Origin of the sequence: Pseudomonas sp. NPDC079086, from assembly GCF_044542155.1 — a bacterium.
Lineage (GTDB): Bacteria > Pseudomonadota > Gammaproteobacteria > Pseudomonadales > Pseudomonadaceae > Aquipseudomonas.
This window is the reverse complement of record NZ_JBITTY010000003.1, coordinates 434,930-455,607: the sequence shown is the minus strand read 5'-3', so window position 1 is coordinate 455,607 and position 20,678 is coordinate 434,930. Positions and strand designations below refer to the sequence as shown.

Annotated in this window: 20 protein-coding genes; 7 read left to right on the top strand and 13 right to left on the bottom strand. The window is 59.8% G+C overall.

Annotated elements, in window-relative coordinates:
- Positions 1–5: 5 nt before the first annotated feature.
- On the bottom strand, positions 6–932 hold the full coding sequence (locus tag ACIGEK_RS16850) for a LysR family transcriptional regulator (protein WP_275961221.1): 927 nt from the start codon (positions 930–932) through the stop codon (positions 6–8).
- Positions 933–1,056: 124 nt separating this feature from the next.
- Here ACIGEK_RS16850 and fpr point away from each other — a divergent pair, with 124 nt between their 5' ends.
- Positions 1,057–1,836, top strand: a complete 780-nt coding sequence (gene fpr, locus ACIGEK_RS16845) for a ferredoxin-NADP reductase (RefSeq protein WP_397494432.1) — start codon at positions 1,057–1,059, stop codon at positions 1,834–1,836.
- 49 nt (positions 1,837–1,885) lie between these two features.
- Here the strand turns inward: fpr and ACIGEK_RS16840 are convergent, their stop codons facing one another.
- The 11 genes from ACIGEK_RS16840 to ACIGEK_RS16790 form a co-directional block, all read right to left on the bottom strand.
- Positions 1,886–3,217, bottom strand: a complete 1,332-nt coding sequence (locus ACIGEK_RS16840) for a diguanylate cyclase domain-containing protein (protein ID WP_397494431.1) — start codon at positions 3,215–3,217, stop codon at positions 1,886–1,888.
- A 194-nt stretch (positions 3,218–3,411) separates the two neighbouring features.
- Positions 3,412–3,825 (bottom strand): VOC family protein, encoded by a 414-nt coding sequence (locus tag ACIGEK_RS16835; protein WP_397494430.1) that lies wholly within the window; start codon positions 3,823–3,825, stop codon positions 3,412–3,414.
- 93 nt (positions 3,826–3,918) lie between these two features.
- A complete protein-coding gene (gene tsaA / locus ACIGEK_RS16830) occupies positions 3,919–4,614 on the bottom strand; it encodes a tRNA (N6-threonylcarbamoyladenosine(37)-N6)-methyltransferase TrmO (RefSeq protein ID WP_397494429.1) in 696 nt (231 codons plus the stop codon).
- Between the two features lie 39 nt (positions 4,615–4,653).
- Positions 4,654–5,424, bottom strand: a complete 771-nt coding sequence (locus ACIGEK_RS16825) for an SDR family oxidoreductase (protein ID WP_397494428.1) — start codon at positions 5,422–5,424, stop codon at positions 4,654–4,656.
- Positions 5,425–5,544: 120 nt separating this feature from the next.
- A complete protein-coding gene (locus ACIGEK_RS16820; RefSeq protein WP_397494427.1) occupies positions 5,545–6,006 on the bottom strand; it encodes a DUF1456 family protein in 462 nt (153 codons plus the stop codon).
- Positions 6,007–6,057: 51 nt separating this feature from the next.
- Positions 6,058–6,768 (bottom strand): rRNA pseudouridine synthase, encoded by a 711-nt coding sequence (locus ACIGEK_RS16815; protein ID WP_397494426.1) that lies wholly within the window; start codon positions 6,766–6,768, stop codon positions 6,058–6,060.
- A gap of 208 nt (positions 6,769–6,976) precedes the next feature.
- Positions 6,977–7,678, bottom strand: a complete 702-nt coding sequence (locus ACIGEK_RS16810) for an ABC transporter ATP-binding protein (RefSeq protein WP_397494425.1) — start codon at positions 7,676–7,678, stop codon at positions 6,977–6,979.
- Positions 7,678–8,445: a high-affinity branched-chain amino acid ABC transporter ATP-binding protein LivG gene (gene livG / locus ACIGEK_RS16805; protein WP_397494424.1), complete on the bottom strand. Its 768-nt coding sequence runs from the start codon at positions 8,443–8,445 to the stop codon at positions 7,678–7,680. Before livG ends, ACIGEK_RS16810 begins: the two co-directional genes overlap by 1 nt.
- Positions 8,442–9,710 (bottom strand): high-affinity branched-chain amino acid ABC transporter permease LivM, encoded by a 1,269-nt coding sequence (locus ACIGEK_RS16800; RefSeq protein ID WP_397494423.1) that lies wholly within the window; start codon positions 9,708–9,710, stop codon positions 8,442–8,444. The genes livG and ACIGEK_RS16800 overlap by 4 nt, the downstream gene beginning before the upstream one ends.
- Positions 9,707–10,630 carry a high-affinity branched-chain amino acid ABC transporter permease LivH gene (livH, locus tag ACIGEK_RS16795; protein ID WP_397494422.1) on the bottom strand — a complete coding sequence of 308 codons (924 nt, stop codon included), beginning with the start codon at positions 10,628–10,630 and terminating at the stop codon, positions 9,707–9,709. The genes ACIGEK_RS16800 and livH overlap by 4 nt, the downstream gene beginning before the upstream one ends.
- Positions 10,631–10,747: 117 nt before the next feature.
- The gene (locus tag ACIGEK_RS16790) at positions 10,748–11,869 is read right to left on the bottom strand and encodes a branched-chain amino acid ABC transporter substrate-binding protein (RefSeq protein ID WP_397494421.1); all 1,122 of its coding nucleotides are present in this window, start codon (positions 11,867–11,869) and stop codon (positions 10,748–10,750) included.
- A 309-nt stretch (positions 11,870–12,178) separates the two neighbouring features.
- Here ACIGEK_RS16790 and ACIGEK_RS16785 point away from each other — a divergent pair, with 309 nt between their 5' ends.
- The 4 genes from ACIGEK_RS16785 (at position 12,179) to ACIGEK_RS16770 (ending at position 14,711) form a co-directional block, all read left to right on the top strand.
- The gene (locus ACIGEK_RS16785; RefSeq protein WP_397494420.1) at positions 12,179–12,496 is read left to right on the top strand and encodes a DUF2288 domain-containing protein; all 318 of its coding nucleotides are present in this window, start codon (positions 12,179–12,181) and stop codon (positions 12,494–12,496) included.
- A 75-nt stretch (positions 12,497–12,571) separates the two neighbouring features.
- Positions 12,572–12,940: a DUF5064 family protein gene (locus tag ACIGEK_RS16780; RefSeq protein WP_397494419.1), complete on the top strand. Its 369-nt coding sequence runs from the start codon at positions 12,572–12,574 to the stop codon at positions 12,938–12,940.
- Positions 12,941–13,026: 86 nt separating this feature from the next.
- Positions 13,027–13,932 carry an NAD(P)-dependent oxidoreductase gene (locus tag ACIGEK_RS16775; protein WP_397494418.1) on the top strand — a complete coding sequence of 302 codons (906 nt, stop codon included), beginning with the start codon at positions 13,027–13,029 and terminating at the stop codon, positions 13,930–13,932.
- Entirely contained in the window at positions 13,929–14,711 is a 783-nt protein-coding gene (locus ACIGEK_RS16770) for a hydroxypyruvate isomerase family protein (protein WP_397494417.1), read from the top strand. Before ACIGEK_RS16775 ends, ACIGEK_RS16770 begins: the two co-directional genes overlap by 4 nt.
- Before the next feature lie 46 nt (positions 14,712–14,757).
- Here ACIGEK_RS16770 and ACIGEK_RS16765 read toward each other — a convergent pair whose 3' ends face one another.
- Positions 14,758–16,956, bottom strand: coding sequence for a hypothetical protein (locus tag ACIGEK_RS16765; protein WP_397494416.1), 2,199 nt, complete (start codon positions 16,954–16,956; stop codon positions 14,758–14,760).
- A 310-nt stretch (positions 16,957–17,266) separates the two neighbouring features.
- Between ACIGEK_RS16765 and ACIGEK_RS16760 the strand changes: the two genes are divergently transcribed.
- Both ACIGEK_RS16760 and ACIGEK_RS16755 read left to right on the top strand, forming a co-directional pair.
- On the top strand, positions 17,267–18,598 hold the full coding sequence (locus ACIGEK_RS16760; protein ID WP_397494415.1) for a spinster family MFS transporter: 1,332 nt from the start codon (positions 17,267–17,269) through the stop codon (positions 18,596–18,598).
- A 98-nt stretch (positions 18,599–18,696) separates the two neighbouring features.
- Positions 18,697–20,655: an HD domain-containing phosphohydrolase gene (locus ACIGEK_RS16755; protein WP_397494414.1), complete on the top strand. Its 1,959-nt coding sequence runs from the start codon at positions 18,697–18,699 to the stop codon at positions 20,653–20,655.
- Positions 20,656–20,678: the final 23 nt, after the last annotated feature.

Sequence of the window (20,678 nt, the reverse complement as noted above, 5' to 3'; positions counted from 1 at the left end):
CGTTCTCAGGCTATGGTCGGCAGGACAATCTGATCGCTGCGCGTTACGCCCGCAGTCAGGGCGCGGCACAGTTCGATAAATTCACGCATGGCGGCGGTCTGGTACTTCTGTTTGTGCCAGATAAAGTAAAACTGCCGGCGTAGATCCAGTTCGGGGGTTTCCACCGCCACCAGGCTGCCGCGGCGAAACGCATCGCGCAGCGCCAGGCGGGAAATGCAGCCAATTCCCAGGCCTGACTCCACCGCACGTTTGATCGCCTCGGTGTGCTCCAGCTCCAGGCGGATATTCAGGCTGCTGGGGTGGTGACGCATGGCCTGGTCGAAGGTCAGGCGTGTGCCGGAGCCTTGCTCGCGCAGAATCCACGCCTCGCGCGTCAGCTCTTCCAGGCTCGCCTCACCACGCTGCGCTAGCGCATGTTGAGGCGCGCAGAACACCACCAGTTCGTCTTCAACCCAAGGCTGCACCTCAATATCCGGGTGCTGGCAGTCACCTTCGATCATGCCCATATCCAGCTCGTAGTGGGCAATCTGCTGCACCACGTAGGCGGTGTTATGTACTTGCAGCTTGACCCGGCATTCCGGGTGGCGCTGCATAAAGCTGCCTATCAGCAGGGTGGCCAGGTAGTTGCCGACGGTCAGGGTGGCGCCGACATTCAGCGAGCCGTAGCCACTCTTGCCACCCAGCAGGCGTTCGATTTCCTTGGCCTGATCGAGCAGCGCCACCGCTTGCGGCAACAACTGCAGGCCAAGGGCGTTAAGGCACAGGCGTTTACCGGCGCGGTCGAACAACTGGCAGTCGGATTGACGCTCCAGTTCGCTAAGTGAGGTACTGGTGGCCGATTGCGATAGGGCCAGGGAATCAGCGGCGCGTGACACGCTTTCATGCTGGGCCACGGCGACGAAGACTTGCAGTTGTCTGAGGGTAAAACGCATATCTATATAACCGATAACCTATATCTTGATAATCAAGTTAACAGATATTCTGCCGCTCATTACAATGCCGTGCAATTGCGCACAGGTGCGCAGGCGATAGTCCATTCTTCGGAGCCCCCGGCACATGAGCAACCTTAACTCCGAGCGCATTCTCAGCGTTCATCACTGGAACGACACGCTGTTCAGCTTCAAGTGCACCCGTGATCCGGGTCTGCGCTTCGAGAATGGCCAATTTGTGATGATCGGCCTGCAGCAGGAAACCGGCCGTCCACTGATGCGCGCCTATTCGATCGCCAGTCCGAACTGGGAAGAGCATTTGGAGTTTTTCAGCATCAAGGTGCCGGATGGCCCGCTGACCTCGCAGTTGCAGCACCTCAAGGAAGGTGACGAGGTGATCATCAGCAAGAAGCCCACCGGCACCCTGGTACTCGATGATCTCAATCCTGGCAAGCACCTGTACCTGCTCAGCACCGGCACTGGCCTGGCGCCGTTTATGAGTGTGATTCAGGACCCGGAAACCTATGAGCGCTTTGAGAAGGTGATTCTGGTTCACGGCGTGCGCTATGTGAACGAAGTGGCCTACCGTGAATTCATCACCGAGCACCTGCCGAAGAATGAATTCTTCGGCGAGGCGCTGAAGGACAAGCTGATCTACTACCCGACGGTGACCCGTGAACCATTCGAAAACCAGGGCCGTCTGACCGACCTGATGCGCAGCGGCAAACTGTTCCAGGACATCGGCCTGCCACCGATCAACCCACAGGACGACCGCGCGATGATCTGCGGTAGCCCGAGCATGCTTGATGAAACCAGCGAAGTGCTCAACGAGTTCGGCCTGAAAATCTCACCGCGCATGCGTGAGCCGGGCGATTACCTGATCGAGCGCGCCTTCGTCGAGAAGTAAGCCTGCCGTAATAAAAAGCCCGCCAATTGGCGGGCTTTTTTATGCGCGCTTATTCAAGTTCAAGGGCGCTGTGCGCGCGGTTGCCGCCTTTCTGTTTGGCCCGGTACATGGCGTTGTCGGCGTGGTGCAGCAGTTGTTGTTCATCCTGGGCGTGCTGCGGATATAGGGCGATGCCAATGCTCGGCAGGATGGTCTGGCTCTGCCCGCACAGCTCGAAGGGATGATTGAGGCTCTGGCGGATTTTCTCGGCCACCACGCTGGCGTGGTCGGCTGAGTGAAAGTCCTCCAGCAGCACGACGAATTCGTCGCCGGCAAAGCGCGCCACCGTATCGGCCTCGCGCAGGCACAGCTGGATACGCTGGGCGACGCCTTGCAGCAGTTGATCGCCTGCTGCATGGCCGAGGCTGTCGTTGACCTGCTTGAACTTGTCCAGATCGAGAAACAGCAGTGCCACCTGCGATTTTTCGCGGCGCGCGCGGGCCAACGCCGTGTGCAGGCGGTCGCGCAGCAGTTCGCGGTTGGGCAGCTGGGTGAGCTGATCGTACTGCGCCATAAACTGCAGGCGGCTAAGCATCTGCTGTCGCTCAATGGCTGTGGCTACCTGGGTCGAGACAAATTGCAGCAACTCCTGCTCGCGCTCGCTGTAGCGGGTGGATGCGCTGCTCACCAGGAGCGCGCCAATGATCCCGCGATGTGAGCGCAGCGGTACACCCAGCCAGCTGTGTGACGCGTCGGTCTGCGTTTGGCAGGCGTTGGGTAGCAGCAGGGTGTTGCCGCTCCGAATCACCTGCGCACTTAAGGTGGTGGCGTTCAGTGCTGTATCAGCAGCTGTTGCGGGCGGTTGTTCGGCGGGGTAGGGGAAACTCAGTTCGTCGTTCTGCTCATCGTACAGCGCCACGGAGAAACTGATGGTCGGCAACAGTTCGCCAACGATCTGGTGTACCTGCTGAAACAGCCCGAGCAGGTCCTTGGCTGAATGGGCAGCTTCGGAGATGCCGTACAGCGCGTTCTGCAGGGCTTCGCTTCGCTTGCGCTCGGTGATGTCATGGGCGACGGCGATACGCACCTCGTCGTCTTCAGACCAGCGTGCGGACCAGAGAATGTGTACGGTGCTGCCATCCTTGCGCAGGTAGCGGTTCTCGAAGTGCGGTTTGTGTGCACCGGACATCACTTCCTTAGCGGCCTGTAGGGTTTTGGCGCGGTCTTCAGGATGCACCATGTCGATCATCACCTGGCCAATCATCTCGTCTGCGCCGTAACCGAAAATGCGCTGGCAGGCGGCGCTGACAAAAACGAAGCGCCCGCGTTTGTCGACCACACAGATGGCGTCGAGCAGCAGATCGACAAGGTTTTCGCTCGGTGCGTAGGTGCTGGCTTTCATACGTTCACAGTGTGTTGATGTTGATGACGGCTCATCGGGCCGCTTACTGGCGATTTGGCAGTATGGCCCTTGCACCCACCATACCCGCAAGGCGCCCTACAGTGAACGCCTGTTTGCCGCCTGCAGAACTCCGCCGAGCGCTGCTGATGGACGTCTGCTCAGTGTAGAACGCTGCGGGGACGGCGTACTGCCGGTTATTGCGCGCTACTGAAGCGCTGCCCGGAAACGGCCGGATGGTAGATCGGCTGCACCTTGTTGCCGGCGGGGTCGAGCAGATGGAAGCTGTGCGCACCGTCACCATGGGCAAAGGGTCGGTCGAGCAAAGTCACGCCCTGAGCCTTGAAGTAGGCGTACCAGGCGTGCAGCTCATCGATGCTGTCGACGATAAACCCGTAATGGTCCACCGCCTGCTCGCCACTGCTGGGCACACTGGCGCGGCCCAGCGACAGGTTGTCGTTGCCGCAGGTCAGGTAGACCAAGTCTGGATTGGCGCGGTGCAGTACCTGCATGCCGAGAATGTCCACGTAGAAGCGTTCGCAGGCTTCCAGGTTGTGGACCAGCAGGGCGATATGGCGCAAGCCATTGAGGCGACCAGGGCGTTCGAGCATGGTGAGCATCCTATTTTGTATACATTTATCTGGTAAATATAAGACAAAATAGCTAGTCAGCCTATCCGCGCGAACGAAGTGGCGCGAACTAGATCAGTTAGCGGGCACAACTTCCAGCACGCAGATGCTGCCAGGCTGCGGGTAATGCCAATGTACGTCGACATCCCAGAAGCGTACGCCATAGCGGCGTTCAGGGCTGGGTTGCTGGTAGGCCGGGCGCGGGTCCTGGGCCAGGCATTGCTCGATCAACTCAACCAGAGGTTCACTCAGGCGCTGCCCGTGCTCGTGGGCCTGGATCAGTGCGCTGTTCTGCCAGCTGACTTCGATCAATGCCGGTGCACTGTCGGCGATGCGGTTATAGGCACCGACAACGCTGTCGGCATAGGGCACGTAGGGTTTGATATCCAGCACCGGGGTGCCGTCGAGCAGGTCGATACCAGACAGCCACAGCTTGCCGGCTTCGACTTTATCCAGTTTGACCACCGACTGGCCGATGCCATTGGGTCGGTGGGTGGCGCGAGTGCTGAATACGCCGACCGACTGATTACCGCCCAGGCGCGGCGGACGCACCTTGAGACGCGGTTTGTCTTCCAGCGCCTGGTGAAACAGAAACAGCAGCCAGACATGGCTGACCTGCTCCAGCCCCTGCACGGCATCGCCGTTATCGAAGGGCGCGACCAGCTCCAATATGCCACGGGCCGCCGGGGCCAGTTGCGGCTGACGGGGAATGGCGAACTTCTCCTTGAAGCAGGAGCGGACAAAACCGATGGGTGAAACGGAGTAGGGCATGGCGGCGTGATCGAATGAAAACGCCGCCATAGTACCTGACTAGAGGTGAAAACCGCCGTCGATGGGGATGATCGCGCCGGTCATATAGGCCCCGGCGGTGCTCGCCAGGCTGATCGCCAGGGCGGCCATTTCTTCTTCACGGCCCCAGCGCTGCATTGGGATCAGTGCGCAGTCTTCGGCCATGGCGTGTTCGTCCTGGGCGATGAACTGGGTCATCTTGCTCGGGAAGCGCCCCGGCGCAATCACGTTGACGTTGATATGTTGACCGACCAGCTCGCGAGCGAGCATGCGCGACAGCTGATGCAGCGCCGCCTTGCTCGGGCCGTAGGCGTAAGCGTCTTCGCCGTGGGAAGTGATGCCGGCAACCGAGCCGATATTGATCACCCGTGCAGGGCTAGCCGCACTGCCGGCCTTGCGCAGCAGCGGCAGCAACTGCTGGATGCAGCTGAACACCGAGGTCACGTTGAGCTGCATGACCTTTTCCCAGCCCTTGGCCGGGTAACTTTCCAACGGTGCGCCCCAGGTGGTGCCGGCGTTGTTGACCAGAATATCCAGGCTGTCGATCTTGCCGGCCAATTGCTCTGCAAGCACCTGCACGCCTTCTTCGCTGGCCAGGTTGGCGGCGAGGCCGTGGCATGTACCAAAGGCTGACAGTTCGGCAGCGGTTTGCGCGCAGGCTTCGCCGTCACGGGCGCAGACGTACACCGTGGCGCCGGCTTCAACAAAGGCTTTGGCAATCATCTTGCCGATACCGCGGGTGCCGCCGGTAACCAGGGCAGTGCGGCCTTGCAGGGAGAAGTAAGGGTGCATGGCAGATCCTTGTTGGGATGAATGCCACTACCCTAATCGTCTGCCCGCTGCGCGGCAGGCACTATTGCCGGTGGAAATACGCTGCCATGCTGGCAGGCGTGGCAGCGAGGCGGCGCAGTCTTAGCCGCGAACGCGCAGAGTCAGGCCCTTGAGGAAGTTGCGCAAAAACTGATCGCCGCAGGTGCGGTAGTTGCTGTGGCCGAATTTGCGGAACAGCGCGCTCATTTCGGGTTTGGATACCGGGCAGTCGACGCTCTGCATGATTGTGTGCATGTCGTCTTCCTTCAGCTCGAAGGCCACGCGCAGTTTCTTCAGCACCATGTTGTTGGTGATCGGCAGTTCTAACGGCTGGGCCGGGCGGCTTTCGTCTTTGCCGCGCTTGAAGTACACCAGGCCGTCGAGAAAATGCGCCATTAGCTCGTCGTCGCAAGGCGTATAGCCTTCTTCGTCGTCCTTCTTCAGCATTGCTGCGAGGTCGTCGAGTTCGACCTGCTTGCCGCTGAGCTGGATGATTTTGACCATATGCGCGTCGCTGATGTCGAGGGTGTAGCGCAGGCTGCGCAGTACGTCGTTGTTAAGCATTGATAGATCCTGAAGAGGGCGGATGCCTGAGAGCAGCCGCTGAAAAAATAGTTAGAAGCGTTCTTTGCCTGCCAGATAGCGCCACTGGCCCGCAGGGACCTTGGCCATCGGCACGCCACCGATGCGGATGCGCTTCATGCCCAGCACCTTGAGGTCGACACTGTTGCACATAAACACGATCTGCCCAGGTAGCGGGTTTTTCAATGCAAAGCGCAGGCGGGTTTCGTTCTGCCAGCTGACCTTGCAGGGGGGCAGGGCCACACCGTTGAAGGTTAGACCGTGAGCCAGGCGTTTGAGCTGGCTGGCGCTCAAGGTGCCGACGACTTCGACCACATACTCCTGCTCCAGTTTGCTCAGGTCTTCCTTGAGCTTACGCTCGATGCGCCAGTCCTGGGTCAACACGTGCAAGCCATCGGCGCCAGCTTGCAGGGGAGTGCAGGAAATAAGTCGGGCGAAATGACCTTTCAGCGGACGAATGCCCGAGCCGTCTTCCGGCCAGTGGCTGGTTGAGCTGATGCCTTCCGCTGCGCGTTCCGCGTTGTGACCATTGGGCACATTGAGCAGCAGGGTGACCGGCTCGACCGGAGCCAGCAGGGCGTTTGGCAGCAGTTCCACGCGCTGATCGGCGACCTTGAACTGCGGCTCTTCGACTACCACACCATCCACCGTAACCCAGCCGCCTTCGATATAGAGTTCGGCCTCGCGGCGTGAACAGCCAATCACTTCGATCAGGCGTTTGGACAGGCGAATGGGTTCGGTCATAAAAGCAGTCATCGGCAAAAAAAGGGCCGCCATTGTAACCGGACAGGCCCCTCGTGCGCGGAACATCGGGCGAACGGCTGCGATAAAAGCGTCTGTCGGAAGCGAGCTCAGGATTACGGTCGTAGGATGGGTGACAACCCATCGAGTGCAGCTTTGCCAAGTGCATAAAAAAACCGCTCCGAAGAGCGGTTTTCCTCACCTAGGATGCCTAGCCGCCGAGGTAGGCGTCACGCACCTTAGGATCGTTCAGCAGGTCGTGCCCGCTGCCCTGCATAACGATCCGGCCGTTCTCCAGCACATAGCCGCGGTCGGCCAGTTTGAGTGCCTGGTTGGCATTCTGCTCGACCAGGAACACCGTTACACCGTCCTTGCGTAGCTGTTCGATGATGTCGAAGATCTGCTGGATGATGATCGGTGCCAGACCCAGCGACGGCTCGTCGAGCAGCAGCAGCTTGGGCTTGCTCATCAGCGCACGGCCGATGGCGAGCATCTGCTGCTCACCGCCGGACATGGTGCCGGCGCGCTGGGCAAAGCGTTCCTTCAAGCGCGGGAACAGGTGCAGGACCTTATCCAGTTGCTCCTGATTGTCGGCCTTGCTGCCGAAGAAACCGCCCATCACCAGGTTTTCTTCCACGGTCAGGCGGGAGAACACCCGACGGCCTTCCGGTACCACGGCAATGCTCTTGCGCATGATGTTCGGAGTTTCTTGGCCGATCAGCTCTTCACCCTGGTAGCGGATGCTGCCGCTGCTCGCCTGGGGCGAACCGCAGAGGGTCATCAGCAGCGTCGACTTGCCGGCGCCGTTGGCACCGATCAAGGTGACGATCTCACCCTGACGGACTTCGACGTTGACGTCATGTAGCGCCTGGATCTTCCCGTAGAAGGTGGAAACGTTCTCGAAATACAGCATCACGCTTCCCCCAGGTAGGCTTTGATCACGTCCGGGTTGGCGCGGATCTGCTCCGGCGTACCGTCCGCCAGGGGCGTGCCCTGGTTGATCACATAGATGTGGTCGGAAATGCTCATGACCAGCTTCATGTCGTGCTCAATCAGCAACACGGTGACATTGTGCTCATCGCGCAGCACACGGATCAGCGCCTTGAGATCGTCGGTTTCCCGTGGGTTGAGGCCTGCGGCTGGCTCGTCGAGCATCAGAATGCTCGGGCGGGTCATCATGCAACGGGCGATTTCCAGGCGACGCTGCTGACCGTAGGCCAAGGTGCCGGCTGTGCGGTTGGCAAACTCGGTCAGGTTGACCTGGTCTAGCCAGTACGCAGCGAACTCCATGGCTTCACGTTCGCTTTTGCGAAACGCGGGAGTCTTCAGCAGGCCCGCCAGGTAGTTGGTGTTGAGGTGGCGATGTTGGGCCACCAGCAGGTTCTCGACCGCCGTCATGTCCTTGAACAGACGTACGTTCTGGAACGTGCGCACCACGCCTTTGCGAGCGATCTTGTGGCCGGGCAGGCCTTCGATCTGTTCACCATTGAGGCGAATATTACCGCTGGTAGGCTGGTAGAAACCGGTCAGGCAGTTGAATACGGTGGTCTTGCCGGCACCGTTCGGGCCGATCATTGATACCACTTGTTTTTCGTTAACCTGCAGGCTGACCCCGTTGACGGCCAGCAGGCCGCCAAAGCGCATGGACAGGCCGCTTACTTCTAGGATCGGGCGGCTCATTGCTTCAGCTCCAGGTGCGGGCGTTGCATGGGCAGCAGACCCTGCGGACGCCAGATCATCATCAATACCATCAGGGCGCCGAACATCAGCATGCGGTATTCGTTGAATTCGCGTGCCAGTTCCGGCAGCAGAATCATCACGATGGCCGCCAGGATAATGCCGAGCTGCGAGCCCATGCCGCCCAAAACGACGATGGCGAGGATGATCGCCGACTCGATAAAGGTGAAGGACTGCGGGCTGACCAAGCCTTGGCGCGCGGCAAAGAAGCTACCGGCGAAACCGGCGAAGCAGGCGCCGATGGTGAAAGCTGAGAGCTTGATCGCGGTTGGGTTCATGCCCAGGGCGCGGCAGGCGATTTCGTCTTCACGCAGGGCTTCCCACGCACGGCCGATTGGCATGCGCAGCAGGCGGTTGATCACGAACAGGGTCAGCAACACCAGCAGCAGAGCAATCAGGTAAAGGAAGATCACCTTGTTGATCGAGTTGTAGGCCACCCCGAAGTATTCGTGGAAGGTCTGCATGCCTTCGGCGGCCTTGCGGTCGAACGACAGGCCGAACAACGTTGGCTTGGGAATCGAGCCGATGCCGTTGGGGCCACCGGTCAGCCAGGTCATGTTGTTCAGCATGATGCGGATGATCTCGCCAAAACCCAGGGTGACGATGGCCAGGTAATCGCCGCGCAGACGCAGCACCGGGAAGCCCAGGATAAAGCCGAAGGACGCCGCCATCAGGCCGGCAATCGGCAGGCAGATCCAGAAGCTCAGGCCGAAGTAGAACGACAGCAGCGCGTAGCTGTAGGCGCCCACGGCGTAGAAAGCCACGTAGCCCAGATCGAGCAGGCCGGCCAGGCCGACCACGATGTTTAGGCCGAGGCCGAGCATCACGTAGATCAGGATCAGTGTGGCGATATCCACCGCACCGCGCGAGCCGAAGAACGGCCATGCCAGAGCAACGACGATCAGGCCGAGAACGATCCAGCGCTGGGTCGAAGGCAGGGTGAGGAACTCGCTGGCTTTGCCCGGCATGCTTGGCAGCTTGGGCGCATGGCTCCAGGCGGCGCTCAGGTGGTTACGGAACAGTTGCCAGAAGAACATGGCAATCGAACAGCCGAAAATCGTCCACAGAACGGCCGGGCTGGCGCCTTGCACTTCGAGCTTGATGCCGACAGTAGAGAGCTTCAGGCCGATAACCGGGTAGGCCACGGCGAGCACTAGCAGGGCGCTGAAGATCGCAGTCTTGAGATTTTTAGTGATGGAGGTGTTCATACTTTTTCAACCTCCGGACGGCCGAGAATGCCCGTCGGGCGGAACAGCAACACCAGTACCAGCAGGCTGAACGCCACCACATCCTTATATTGGTCGCCGAAGATATCGGCGCCAAAGGCTTCGGCCACGCCTAACAACAGGCCGCCAAGCACTGCTCCGGGGATACTGCCGATACCGCCCAGAACTGCAGCGGTGAAAGCCTTGATCCCGGCGAGGAAGCCCAGGTGCGGGTTGATCACACCGTATTGCATGCCCAGCAGCACGGCCGCTACGGCCGCCAGAGAGGCGCCGATAACGAAGGTCAGGGCAATGATGTTGTTGGTGTTGATGCCCAGTAGGTTGGCCATTTTCAGGTCTTCAGCACAGGCGCGGCAGGCGCGGCCCAGGCGTGAGCGAGAGATAAACAGCGTCAGGCCGACCATGACAAAGAAGGTGACGACGAAAATCAGCACCTGCATATAGGAAATCACCACGCCATTCATGGTGCTTTCGCCAAACACGAAGTTGCCCGGTAGCAGGTTGGGAATCGACTTGTCTTTGGAGTCCTGTGCCAGCAGTACCTGGTTTTGCAGGAAGATCGACATGCCGATGGCGGAAATCAGTGGGATCAGACGGTTGCCGCCGCGCAGCGGGCGGTAGGCGACTCGTTCGATGCTGTAGCCATAGGCACTGGCGACAATGATGCTGGCGGCAAAGGCCGCAATCATCACGATGGGTAAACTGTCCAGGCCGTACATGGCCAGGCCGGCGACCACGATGAAGGCTACGTACGAGCCAATCATGTAAACCTCGCCGTGGGCGAAGTTGATCATGCCGATAATGCCGTAAACCATGGTGTAGCCGATGGCGATCAAGGCATAGGTGCTGCCAACGGTCAGACCGTTAACCAGCTGTTGCAGGTAGTGATAAAGATCAGGCATTGCCTAACTCCTGGGTTGTCACGCAAGGCAGCGCTTATGGCGCAGCATGCAACCGGAATTCTTCTAATAAACAAAACCCACTGCCGAAGCAGTGGGTTTTGGGTTCAGGCGAAGAGCTTACTTGGCTTCGGTTTTGGTACCGTCCTGGTGCCATTCGTAAACCACGAAGCTGAAGTCTTTCAGATCGCCCTTCTCGTCGAAGGACAGGCTGCCAGTCGGGGTGTCGAAGCTGTTGGCGCGCAGGGCTGCGGCCACTTTAGCGGTATCGGTACCGCCAGCCTTGGTGATGCCTTCAGCGATGACTTGTACCGCGGCGTAAGCCGGGAACACGAATGGGCCGCTGGAGTCTTCATTTTTGGCTTTGAATGCATCAACCAGCGCCTGGTTGCGTGGATCCTGGTCGAACGACTTCGGCAGGGTCACCAGCAGGCCTTCGGAAGCCGGGCCAGCAATGGCCGAGATTTCCTTGTTGCCTACGCCTTCAGGGCCCATGAACTTGGCGCTCAGACCTTTCTCAGCCGACTGACGCAGCAGCAGGCCCAGCTCTGGGTGGTAGCCACCGTAGTAGATGAAGTCCACTCCGGCTTGCTTGAGCTTGGCGATCATTGCGGAGAAGTCCTTGTCGCCGGCGTTGATGCCTTCGAACAGAACAACCTTGGTGCCTTTGCTTTCCAGGGTCTGCTTGACCGCGGTAGCGATGCCTTCACCGTACTGCTGCTTGTCGTGGATCACGGCAACAGCTTTCGGCTTGACGTGGTCAGCGATGAAGTTACCGGCGGTTGGGCCTTGCAGGCTGTCCAGACCGATGGTGCGGAATACCAGCTCGTAGCCACGAGCGGTGATGTCCGGGCTGGTGGAAGCCGCAGTGACCATCAGGATGCCTTCGTCTTCGTAAATGTCGGACGCTGGCTGAGTGGAGCTGGAGCAGAGGTGGCCAACCACGAATTTAACTTCGTCGTTGACGATCTTGTTGGCAACAGCAACCGCTTGTTTCGGATCGCAGGCATCGTCATACACCACGCCTTCGAGCATTGCGCCGTTCACCCCGCCGGCCTTGTTGATCTGCTCGATAGCCATTTTGGCACCGATGAACTGCATTTCACCGTATTGCGCGACGGCGCCGGTGACTGGGCCTGCCAGGCCAATTTTGATGGTGTCAGCCGCTACCGAGTAGCTGGCAACGCCAGCCATGGCCATGGCGGCAAACAGTTTGGAAATCTGCTTAGTAGCCTTGTTCATAGTGCTCCACTCTTATTGGTTTTGATTGTTGTAGTTCTGGCGGCCAAAGCTGCAGAACCGGGTTGTTTCCCCGGCCATCCCCCCGGCAACTGTACCGGTGCAGTGTAGAGCGCGGCTTTGCGGCTTGAAAAGCGGCTTGCTGGGGGCAAAACCCTGGGGTGTCGCTTTAATGCAATAAACGTATAGAAAAACGGCGTGTCTTGATCGCTGCTGGCAACGTCGCGAACAGTGTTGCGAATTTGCCAGCGGGCTGGTCGACGCTATCATGGCGGCCGATTAAAAAAGCGGCCATCTATGACAGGGCAATCCATGACAGAACAACCTAGCACCCTCTATGCCAAGCTGCTTGGTGAAACTGCAGCTATTACCTGGCAGGAGCTGCAACCTTTCTTCGCCCGTGGCGCCTTGCTGCTGGTCGACGGCACTCAAGATCTGATCGAGGTGGCGCAGGCCGTGGCGCAGAATGATAAGGATAAAGTCGCCGCCTGGCTGGCAGCAGGTACCTTGAGCAAGGCTGACGACAGCCGCGCCGAAGACCTGCTAAACCGCGATCCAGAGCTGTGGGCGGTGGTAGTGGCGCCCTGGGTGCTGGCGCAGGAACGCAGTGAGCGCGCGCCGCTGCACTGATCTGGCGCGTGCACCTTGGGTCATCCTGAGTAACTATGCTGGCAGCACCACGGACTGATTGCAGGAGCTGCCAGCATGTTTGAACCCGGACATTTGCATCGCGCTAATACTTTGGCCTCGGCCGAGGAACCGCTGTTCAGCGTCGACCTCCATTACGAAGTACGTCAGGACCCGGCCGAAGGCCCGATGTTGCATATGCGTATGCAGGGTCAGGTGGATGGCAAGGCGTTTGAGGAAGTCTTCGAGCTGCACCGCGACACTGCCTACAACTTCGCCAGCGTGGCCACACGCCTGGCCCACAAGCATGGGCTACCTACCAACAGCAGCCTGATCATGCGCAGCCACGCCGAATACGACCTCATGTTCGAAGATATTCGCGCCAAGCTCGGTGCGCATAGCGGCGAACCGGTCAATCTTGATCACCTGGAAAAAGACGGCCTGTAGGCCTTTTATTTGGGCGCCGGCAAGGCGGGGCAGGCTCTGGCGCCGTTCGGTTAAGATGGCGGCCATCAATGAGTCGGAGTCTGCCTATGTCCACCTCCCTTCCTACTTTGGCATTTGCTGGTGTTGGCCTGATGGGGCTGCCTATGACCCAGCGCTTGTTGGCCGCCGGCTATCCGCTGAGCGTGTGGAACCGTTCCTTCGATAAGTGCGCGCCGCTGCAGGCGCTAGGCGCGCAGGTTATGGCGAGCCCGGCGCAGCTTTGTGCTCAGGCCGATATCGTGATGCTTTGCCTGGCCAACACTGAGGTGGTGCGCGAGGTGGTATTCGGCCCCGGCGGCATTGTGGAAACGGCCAAGCCCGGACAACTGCTGGTGGATTTTTCCAGCCTGGAGCCAGCGGCCACCCGTGAGATGGCTGCTGAGTTGCAGGCTCGATGTGGCATGCACTGGGTCGATGCGCCGGTTTCCGGCGGCACACCAGGTGCGGCCAACGGCACGTTGGCGATCATGGCCGGTGGCCGGGTTGAGGACATCGAGCGGGTGCGGCCGATCCTCGCGCACCTGGGGCAACGCCTGACGCGCATGGGCGATGTCGGCGCCGGCCAGGTGACTAAGGTGTGCAATCAGATGATCGTCGCCTGTAACGCCTTGGTGATTGCCGAAGTGGTCGCCCTGGCCGAGCAGGCCGGGGTCGATGCCAGCCTGATCGCTCCGGCGTTGGCCGGCGGCTTTGCCGATTCCAAACCGCTGCAGATTCTCGCGCCGCAGATGGCCGAGAGTCAGTTTGAGCCGGTCAAATGGCATGTGCGCACCCTGCTCAAGGATCTCGATACGGCGGTCAAGTTGTCGCAACAAGTCGGCTCGGCCACGCCACTCAGTGGTCTGGCCGCGCAGTTGATGCGCCAGCACGGCAGCCAGGGCAATCTTGAGCATGATCCGGCCACCCTGGTGCAGATGTACCGGAAGCCACAGCATCAAGGGTCACAGCCATGAAGATCGCAGCCAACCTGTCGCTGCTGTTTACCGAACTGCCGCTGATCGAGCGAGTAGTGGCCGCCGCCGCTGCGGGCTTTGATGGCGTGGAAATTCAGTTTCCCTATGAACTGCCGGCCGTTCGCCTGAAAGAGGCGTTACAGGCTGCCGACATGCCGCTGCGCCTGATCAACCTGCCCGCCGGTGACCTGATGAGCGGCGGACCAGGTTTGGCCGCTGTGCCCGCGCGACAGACTGAGTTTGATGCCGCGTTGCAGCAGGCCTTGAGCTACGCCGCGATGGTGCGGCCGGCGCTGGTCAACGTACTGCCTGGACGCCAAGCCGAAGGTGTTGAGCCTGAACAGGCGCTGGCTTGCTTAGTCGACAACCTGCACAAGACCGCCGAAGCCTTTCAGTTATTGGGTATTGGTGTGGTGGTGGAGGCGATCAACCCGCTGGATATGCCGGACTTTCTGATCAATACCCCGGAACAATTGGATGCGCTGCTCAAAGCCGTGGCTCATCCCAATCTGGCTGTGCAGTACGACCTCTACCATATGGCGCGGCAGGTGCTGGATATACAGGCCGGTATCACTTTGTTGGCCGGGCGTATTGGCCATGTGCAGTTTGCCGATTACCCGGGGCGCGGTGCTCCGGGCAGTGGGGAATTGCAGTTCGCGCCGTTGCTCAAGGCTTTGCGTGATGGTGGGTATCAGGGCTGGCTGGCGGCCGAGTATTGGCCGGGAGCGGCGGGCACCCAGGCCAGCCTGGGTTGGTTGAGTGAGTGGCGAGCGACCTGAGGCGTCCGCCTGCAACCCGACTGCTCGGGTTGCAGGCGGCAGTGGCTTACTCGGGTTTGTCCTCATTGTACTTGTTGAGCGAGATAACCCGGGTCTTGCCGATGCGGTGGCGGTAGATCTCGCGCAGGTACTTGATCGCCTTTTTCACGCTGTCGCGTGACAGGCGGATGTCGTTGATCGAGACGAACTTGTCCTGATCGTGGATCAGCTCGCGGTACTTCTTCTCGTACATCGGCTTGATCGCGTACCAGTTGGTGTCGAGGATCTTCGCCGGGTTCTCAAACTCGTTGAGCATGGCGTCGACCCGTACTTCGTCAAACTCGTCGCTCATGATGAACTCGAGAATGGCGTTGTCCAGGCTTTCATCGAAGCGGTGCGGGTCGCGGGCGAAGCAACGCTTGATAAAGGCCACAATCAGCGTCAGGAAGTCATCCGACAGGCACGGGCTCTTGGCTATCAGGGTGGTCAGCGACAGGTTGGCCGAGGCGCCGATCACCAGCGCATAGCGCTTCAGCGTGGTGTTGGGGAACAGGCTGTTGAGGTGGGTCTTGAGCCGGTTCAGGTCCATATAGGACAGCTTGTAGTCTTTCGGCAGCGAGACAATCGACACCACCGAGGAGCAGTTCTTGAAGAAATGCAGGTCGCTGAGTTTGGCGGCGTTGTAGTCGGACTTCTTGTACTCATCCAGCGCTTCGCGGTAACGCTTGGACTCGATGGGCAACAGGCTGATGCCTTCGATGGCCTGGGTCACCTTGTTGAAGTGCGGCAAGTCGATGGAGCGGAAGAACAGATCATCGATATTCAGTCGCGACGGCTCCTTGTCCAGCACGCGGAACTTGTCCAGCGCGGCAGCGCTCTGTTCCGGCACCACTGATTCGGCGTAGGCCACGGCCACCGGGCCGGCCAAGCTCATAAACAGGTCGTTGGCGTCCAGGCGGATGGTTTCGCCAATGTCGATGCCGGCGCGGCGGAAGTAGTTCTGGTCGTAGTCGGTAGTCACTGCCTGGGCGGTGAGTATGTTGAAGATCTGCTGCGAGATGTACTGGTTGGCGTGACGCTCCATGGCGTTGACGTCGATGTTCTGGATATTGCCGTCATCGCTTTCTTCGGCGTAACGCATGATGTCGTTGGAGATCAGCATCATGGCGTTCCATGGGCGGATGCGGCGCATCACGCTTTCTTCGCTGTTCTCTTCATTGTCGAAATTGTAGGAAAAGTCCCACTCCTCGGCGAGGTACTTGCACAGCAGGCGGCCGGCGTTGATATGCAGGGCCTCGGACATCTCGCTGCGCTGGTCGGAGATGTTCGGCAGGATGCAGATGCCGCTGGTGAAGATCGGCTCGAAGACGAAGCTGTGATCGCGGTTTTCCGGGCTTTCGTCGAAGTTCTTGGTATCGAAGGTCTTGCTCATGTAGGCGAATTGCTGGGCCAGGCCGAACTCCGAAGCCATGCCCGATCCGGTGCCGCCGCCAGCGCTGAAAATATAGAAGTACAGGCGCGACTGGTTGGCTTTGATGCCGCAGGAGTCGATCAGGTAGCTGTGAATAAACTTCCAGTCTTCATTGGTGAAACGCTGGGTGTCCTTGTTGAGGATGATCTTGGCCAGGTATTGGCCGAGGATCGGCGCGTTACCGGCACCACCGGCATGCACCTCGGAGAGGTCCATGATCTTCATCTTGCTGTAGTCGCTGAGGAAGCCGCTGGTTTCGCCCTTGCGCGAGAAGCGGATGCGGCCCTCGATGTCCTTATCCAGATCGCCAAGCATCACTAGTGGCTCGATCAGGAATACCGGTTTGCTGTCTTTGCTCGGCGCGCGCAGCAGGTTGCTGCGAATCCAGCGGGTGGGGCGGAAATCCTGCTCGGCCACGGCCTTTTCTTCGTTGTTGAATTCGCTCAGGTAGAACTGCCGGGCGTTGTAGACCAGGGATGCGACATCCAGAGCGATGTTCGAGCCGCAGCGGCCAAGGCCGATCAGGCAAACAGAGGGGAAGTGCTGCACCCGTCGCTCGCTGTCGTCATCCTGCGGGGCTGGGGGGAACACCAGGCTGCGCAGGCCGTCGAGGTTGTCGAGGATGCGATCAATGTCGCGCTCGGTGAAATACATGTACTGCTCGCCGCTGCTATCCAGCCGCATGGGGGGCTTTAGCGGGGAGGGGCGCTCGAGCGGGGCGAGTAGGGTATCAGCCAGGTCAGCCAGTGTGGCTTCGGTCGCGGGGGTGGTCACAGCGTCTTTTTTTGTTTTCATTTAGAGACAGTCCGGCGGCTAACGAGGGTGGAGAGGCAAATGGCCACATGTCACTCAACAAGCTTGTTTGTAGCATGAAAAATGAAAAATCTCGCTGTTTCACCCGGTTTTACTGAGGCATATCCGGAGTTTTTCCGATGCGCTTTGTGACCTGGGTGCTTGCCCAAGCGCCCATTACCCGGCATACACACAACAAATAGTCACAGACAGCATAGACGCAAGGCTCTAGATTGCGCCTGCACATGCTGGATGCGGCGGCTGGCCAAGTGCCACCGACCTGCTTTGATAACAACAAATAGAGATGGATCCCATGCAGCAGCAGTCCCTGCAAGCGACGAATGCCTGGCGCATTTTGTTCCTGCTTTTTCTCGCCAATCTTTTCAACTTCTTTGACCGCACCATCCCGGCGATCATCATCGAACCGATCCGCATGGAATGGGACCTCAGCGACCTGCAGCTGGGCTTGATTGGCACCGCGTTCACCATCGTCTATGCGATTGCTGGCATTCCGCTGGGGCGTATGGCCGATACCGGTGCACGTCGCAAGATCATGGGCTGGGGGCTGGCAGTCTGGAGCGGGCTGACTGCGGTCAATGGCCTGGCTTGGAACTTCTGGAGCTTCCTGCTGATTCGCATGGGCGTCGGCATTGGCGAGGCCAGCTATGCGCCGGCGGCCAATTCGCTGATTGGCGATCTGTTTCCTGCGCACAAACGTGCGCGGGCGATGGGCATCTTTATGCTGGGCCTACCGATTGGCTTGCTGCTGGCGTTCTTCACCATTGGTGCAATGGTCAAGGCCTTCGACAGCTGGCGTGCGCCGTTCTTTATTGCGGCGGTGCCGGGGGTAATCCTGGCGCTGTTTATGTTCTTTATCAAAGAGCCCAAGCGCGGCGCGGCCGAGCTGGTGCAGTCGCGCACCACGCCGGTGGAGAAACCCCTGCGCAAGGTGCTGGCGATTCGCACCTTCTGGTGGTTGATGCTGGCCGGCCTGGCCTTCAACTTCGCCACCTATGCCTGTAACTCGTTCATGGTGCCGATGCTGCAACGCTACTTCCTGATGCCGTTGGAGCAGGCGGCGATGGCCACCGGGGTAATCGTCGGGTTGACTGGTCTGGTCGGCCTGACCTTGGGCGGTTGGCTGGCGGACAAGATTCACCAGCGCTGGCAGAGCGGCCGCTTGCTGTTTGCCGCACTGAGCATGTTGATTGCCTCCGTGGCCACGGGCTATGCCCTGATGGCTGGACGGGTCGAAATCGCCGTGTTCGTGGCGCTGTTCAGCATTGGCTGGCTGTTTGCCTACAACTTCTATACCTGCGTCTACACCGCGATTCAGGATGTGATCGAGCCACGCCTGCGCGCCACGGCCATGGCACTGTTCTTCGCCGGCCTCTACCTGCTCGGCGGCGGCCTTGGCCCATTGGCGGTGGGTATGCTGTCGGATCACTATTCCCATGCGGCGATGCTTGCCGCCGGGGCCAGTGAAATGAACGAGACCTTCAAAGCTGTCGGCCTGCACAATGCCATGTACCTGATTCCCGTGGCCTTGTTTTTGACCATGGTCGCGCTGCTGCAAGCCTCGCGCTGTTTCGTCGTCGATGCCGCCAAGATGCAGCAGGGCATGCAGTTGCAACCCGCCAGCTAATTGGCTTATCGGGCGCTGCCGGACGGCCGGGCAGCCGCTAAATCCTGTGCAATACTCAGTCGCACTGCTCTACGCAACTGCGACTGAGGACAACCATCATGGGCACTACCCGCCTTGTGCTGGGCCACAGCAATGCGCTTGGCGAACACCCCTTGCACGACTTCCTGGCCCAGTGCCCGCTGAGCTTTCAGCCGATTGATGCGTCTGTCCCATTGCCGGATGAGCTGGCGCTGGTGCTGCTTGATGAGCGGCTGCTGGCGCTCAGGCCGTTGGCTGACTGGCTGGATTGTGGCGCGATTTTGGTGGGCTGCATGGACCAGCCTGGCGTCTTACCCTTGCCGCCCCACGCCAGTGTCGAGGAACTGGCGGCGCTGCTGCGTTTTGCCGGTGAGCAGTACAGCCTGCGTCATCAGACCGAACAACTGGCTGCCGCCCTGGCGGGCAAGCATGATGACCTGAGCAAGTTGGTGGACGTGGGCCTGGCGCTATCGGCCGAGCGTGACCTTGACCGTCTGCTGGAAAAGATCCTGATCGAGGGGCGGCGTTTGTCCAACAGCGATGCTGCCTCGCTGTTTTTGGTCAGCCGCCGCCCGGATGCGCCGGCGCAGCTGATCTTCAAGCTGACGCAGAATGGCACGCTCAGCCAGAACAGCTTTCAGGACCAGCGCATGCCGCTGAGCAAGGCCTCGATTGCCGGCTATGTGGCGCTGACCAGCACCGAGTTGAATATTGAGGACGTGTACGCGATTGCTGCCGATGCGCCGTATCGCTTCAACCGCTCCTTTGACCTGCAGATGGGCTATCGCACCATGTCGATCCTGGCGATCCCCATGCGCAACCATCGCCATGAAGTGGTCGGTGTGCTGGAATTTATCAATCGCCAGCGCAAAGGCAGCGAGCAGCTTGAGCCGGAGCTGATTGCCTTCGACGAAGAAACCGCTGTATCACTGCGTGCGCTGGCCAGTCAGGCGGCGGTGGCCATTGAGAATCGCCAGTTGCTGGATGACATCAGTCGGCTTTTCGACGGCTTTGTTCAGGCCTCGGTGTTTGCCATTGAACAGCGCGATCCCACCACCAGTGGCCATTCTTTCCGCGTGGCCGAGCTGTGCCTGACCCTAGCCAACCAGTTGCCCCATGCTCCGGAAGCCCGGTTGCGCGAGCAGGCGCTGAGCGTCGATGGCTTACGCGAGCTGCGCTACGCGGCCTTGTTGCATGACTTTGGTAAGGTAGGCGTGCGCGAGCACGTGTTGGTCAAAGCCAAGAAATTGCCTGAGCCGGTGCTGGAAAACCTACGTTATCGCGTGGCCCTGGCTCAAGAAAATCTGCACAACCAGACCCTGCGCAAGATGCTGCATGCCTACCGCCATCAGGGCGGTTTGAGCGATGAGCGGCGCCTGCAATTGGAGGCCGAGCTGGCCTATGAGTGCGAGCGCCTGGAACGCTACCTGAGCAACATCATTCAGGCCAACGAGCCGAGCATGCTCAGTGAGGGGGATTTCCAGCACTTGCAGGAGGTGCAGGGCGAGTTGGTCAAGGCGCCCGGCAATTGCCTAGTCAGCCTGCTTAGCGAGGGCGAGTTCAGTGCTCTGGCGGTGCGCAAGGGCAGCCTGACCCTGGCTGAGCGCGAAGAAATCGAGCGGCATGTAGTGCATACCCAGCAGTTTCTCAGCCTGATTCCCTGGACCCCCGATCTACAGGGCGTACCGCATATCGCTGGCGCGCACCATGAGAAACTCGATGGCAGCGGTTACCCCAAAGGCTTGATTGGCGATGCGATTCCCTGCGCTTCGCGGATCATGACCATCTGCGATATCTACGATGCCTTGACGGCGGCTGATCGCCCCTACAAGCCGGCGATGCCACTAGAGCGTGCGCTGGATATCCTCAAGAGTGAGGCGCAAAGCGGTTTACTCGATGCCGAGCTGGTGCAGCTGTTTATTGCCAGCCGCTGCTTCCAGGTGACGGGGGCGCCGGGTTCGCACACCACGTCACCGTTCAGCCATCATGTGTGTGATTACGAGCCGTCCTGTACCCGCGAACATCCCCACACCCACTGAGAACCTGCCTTGGATCTGCTGCG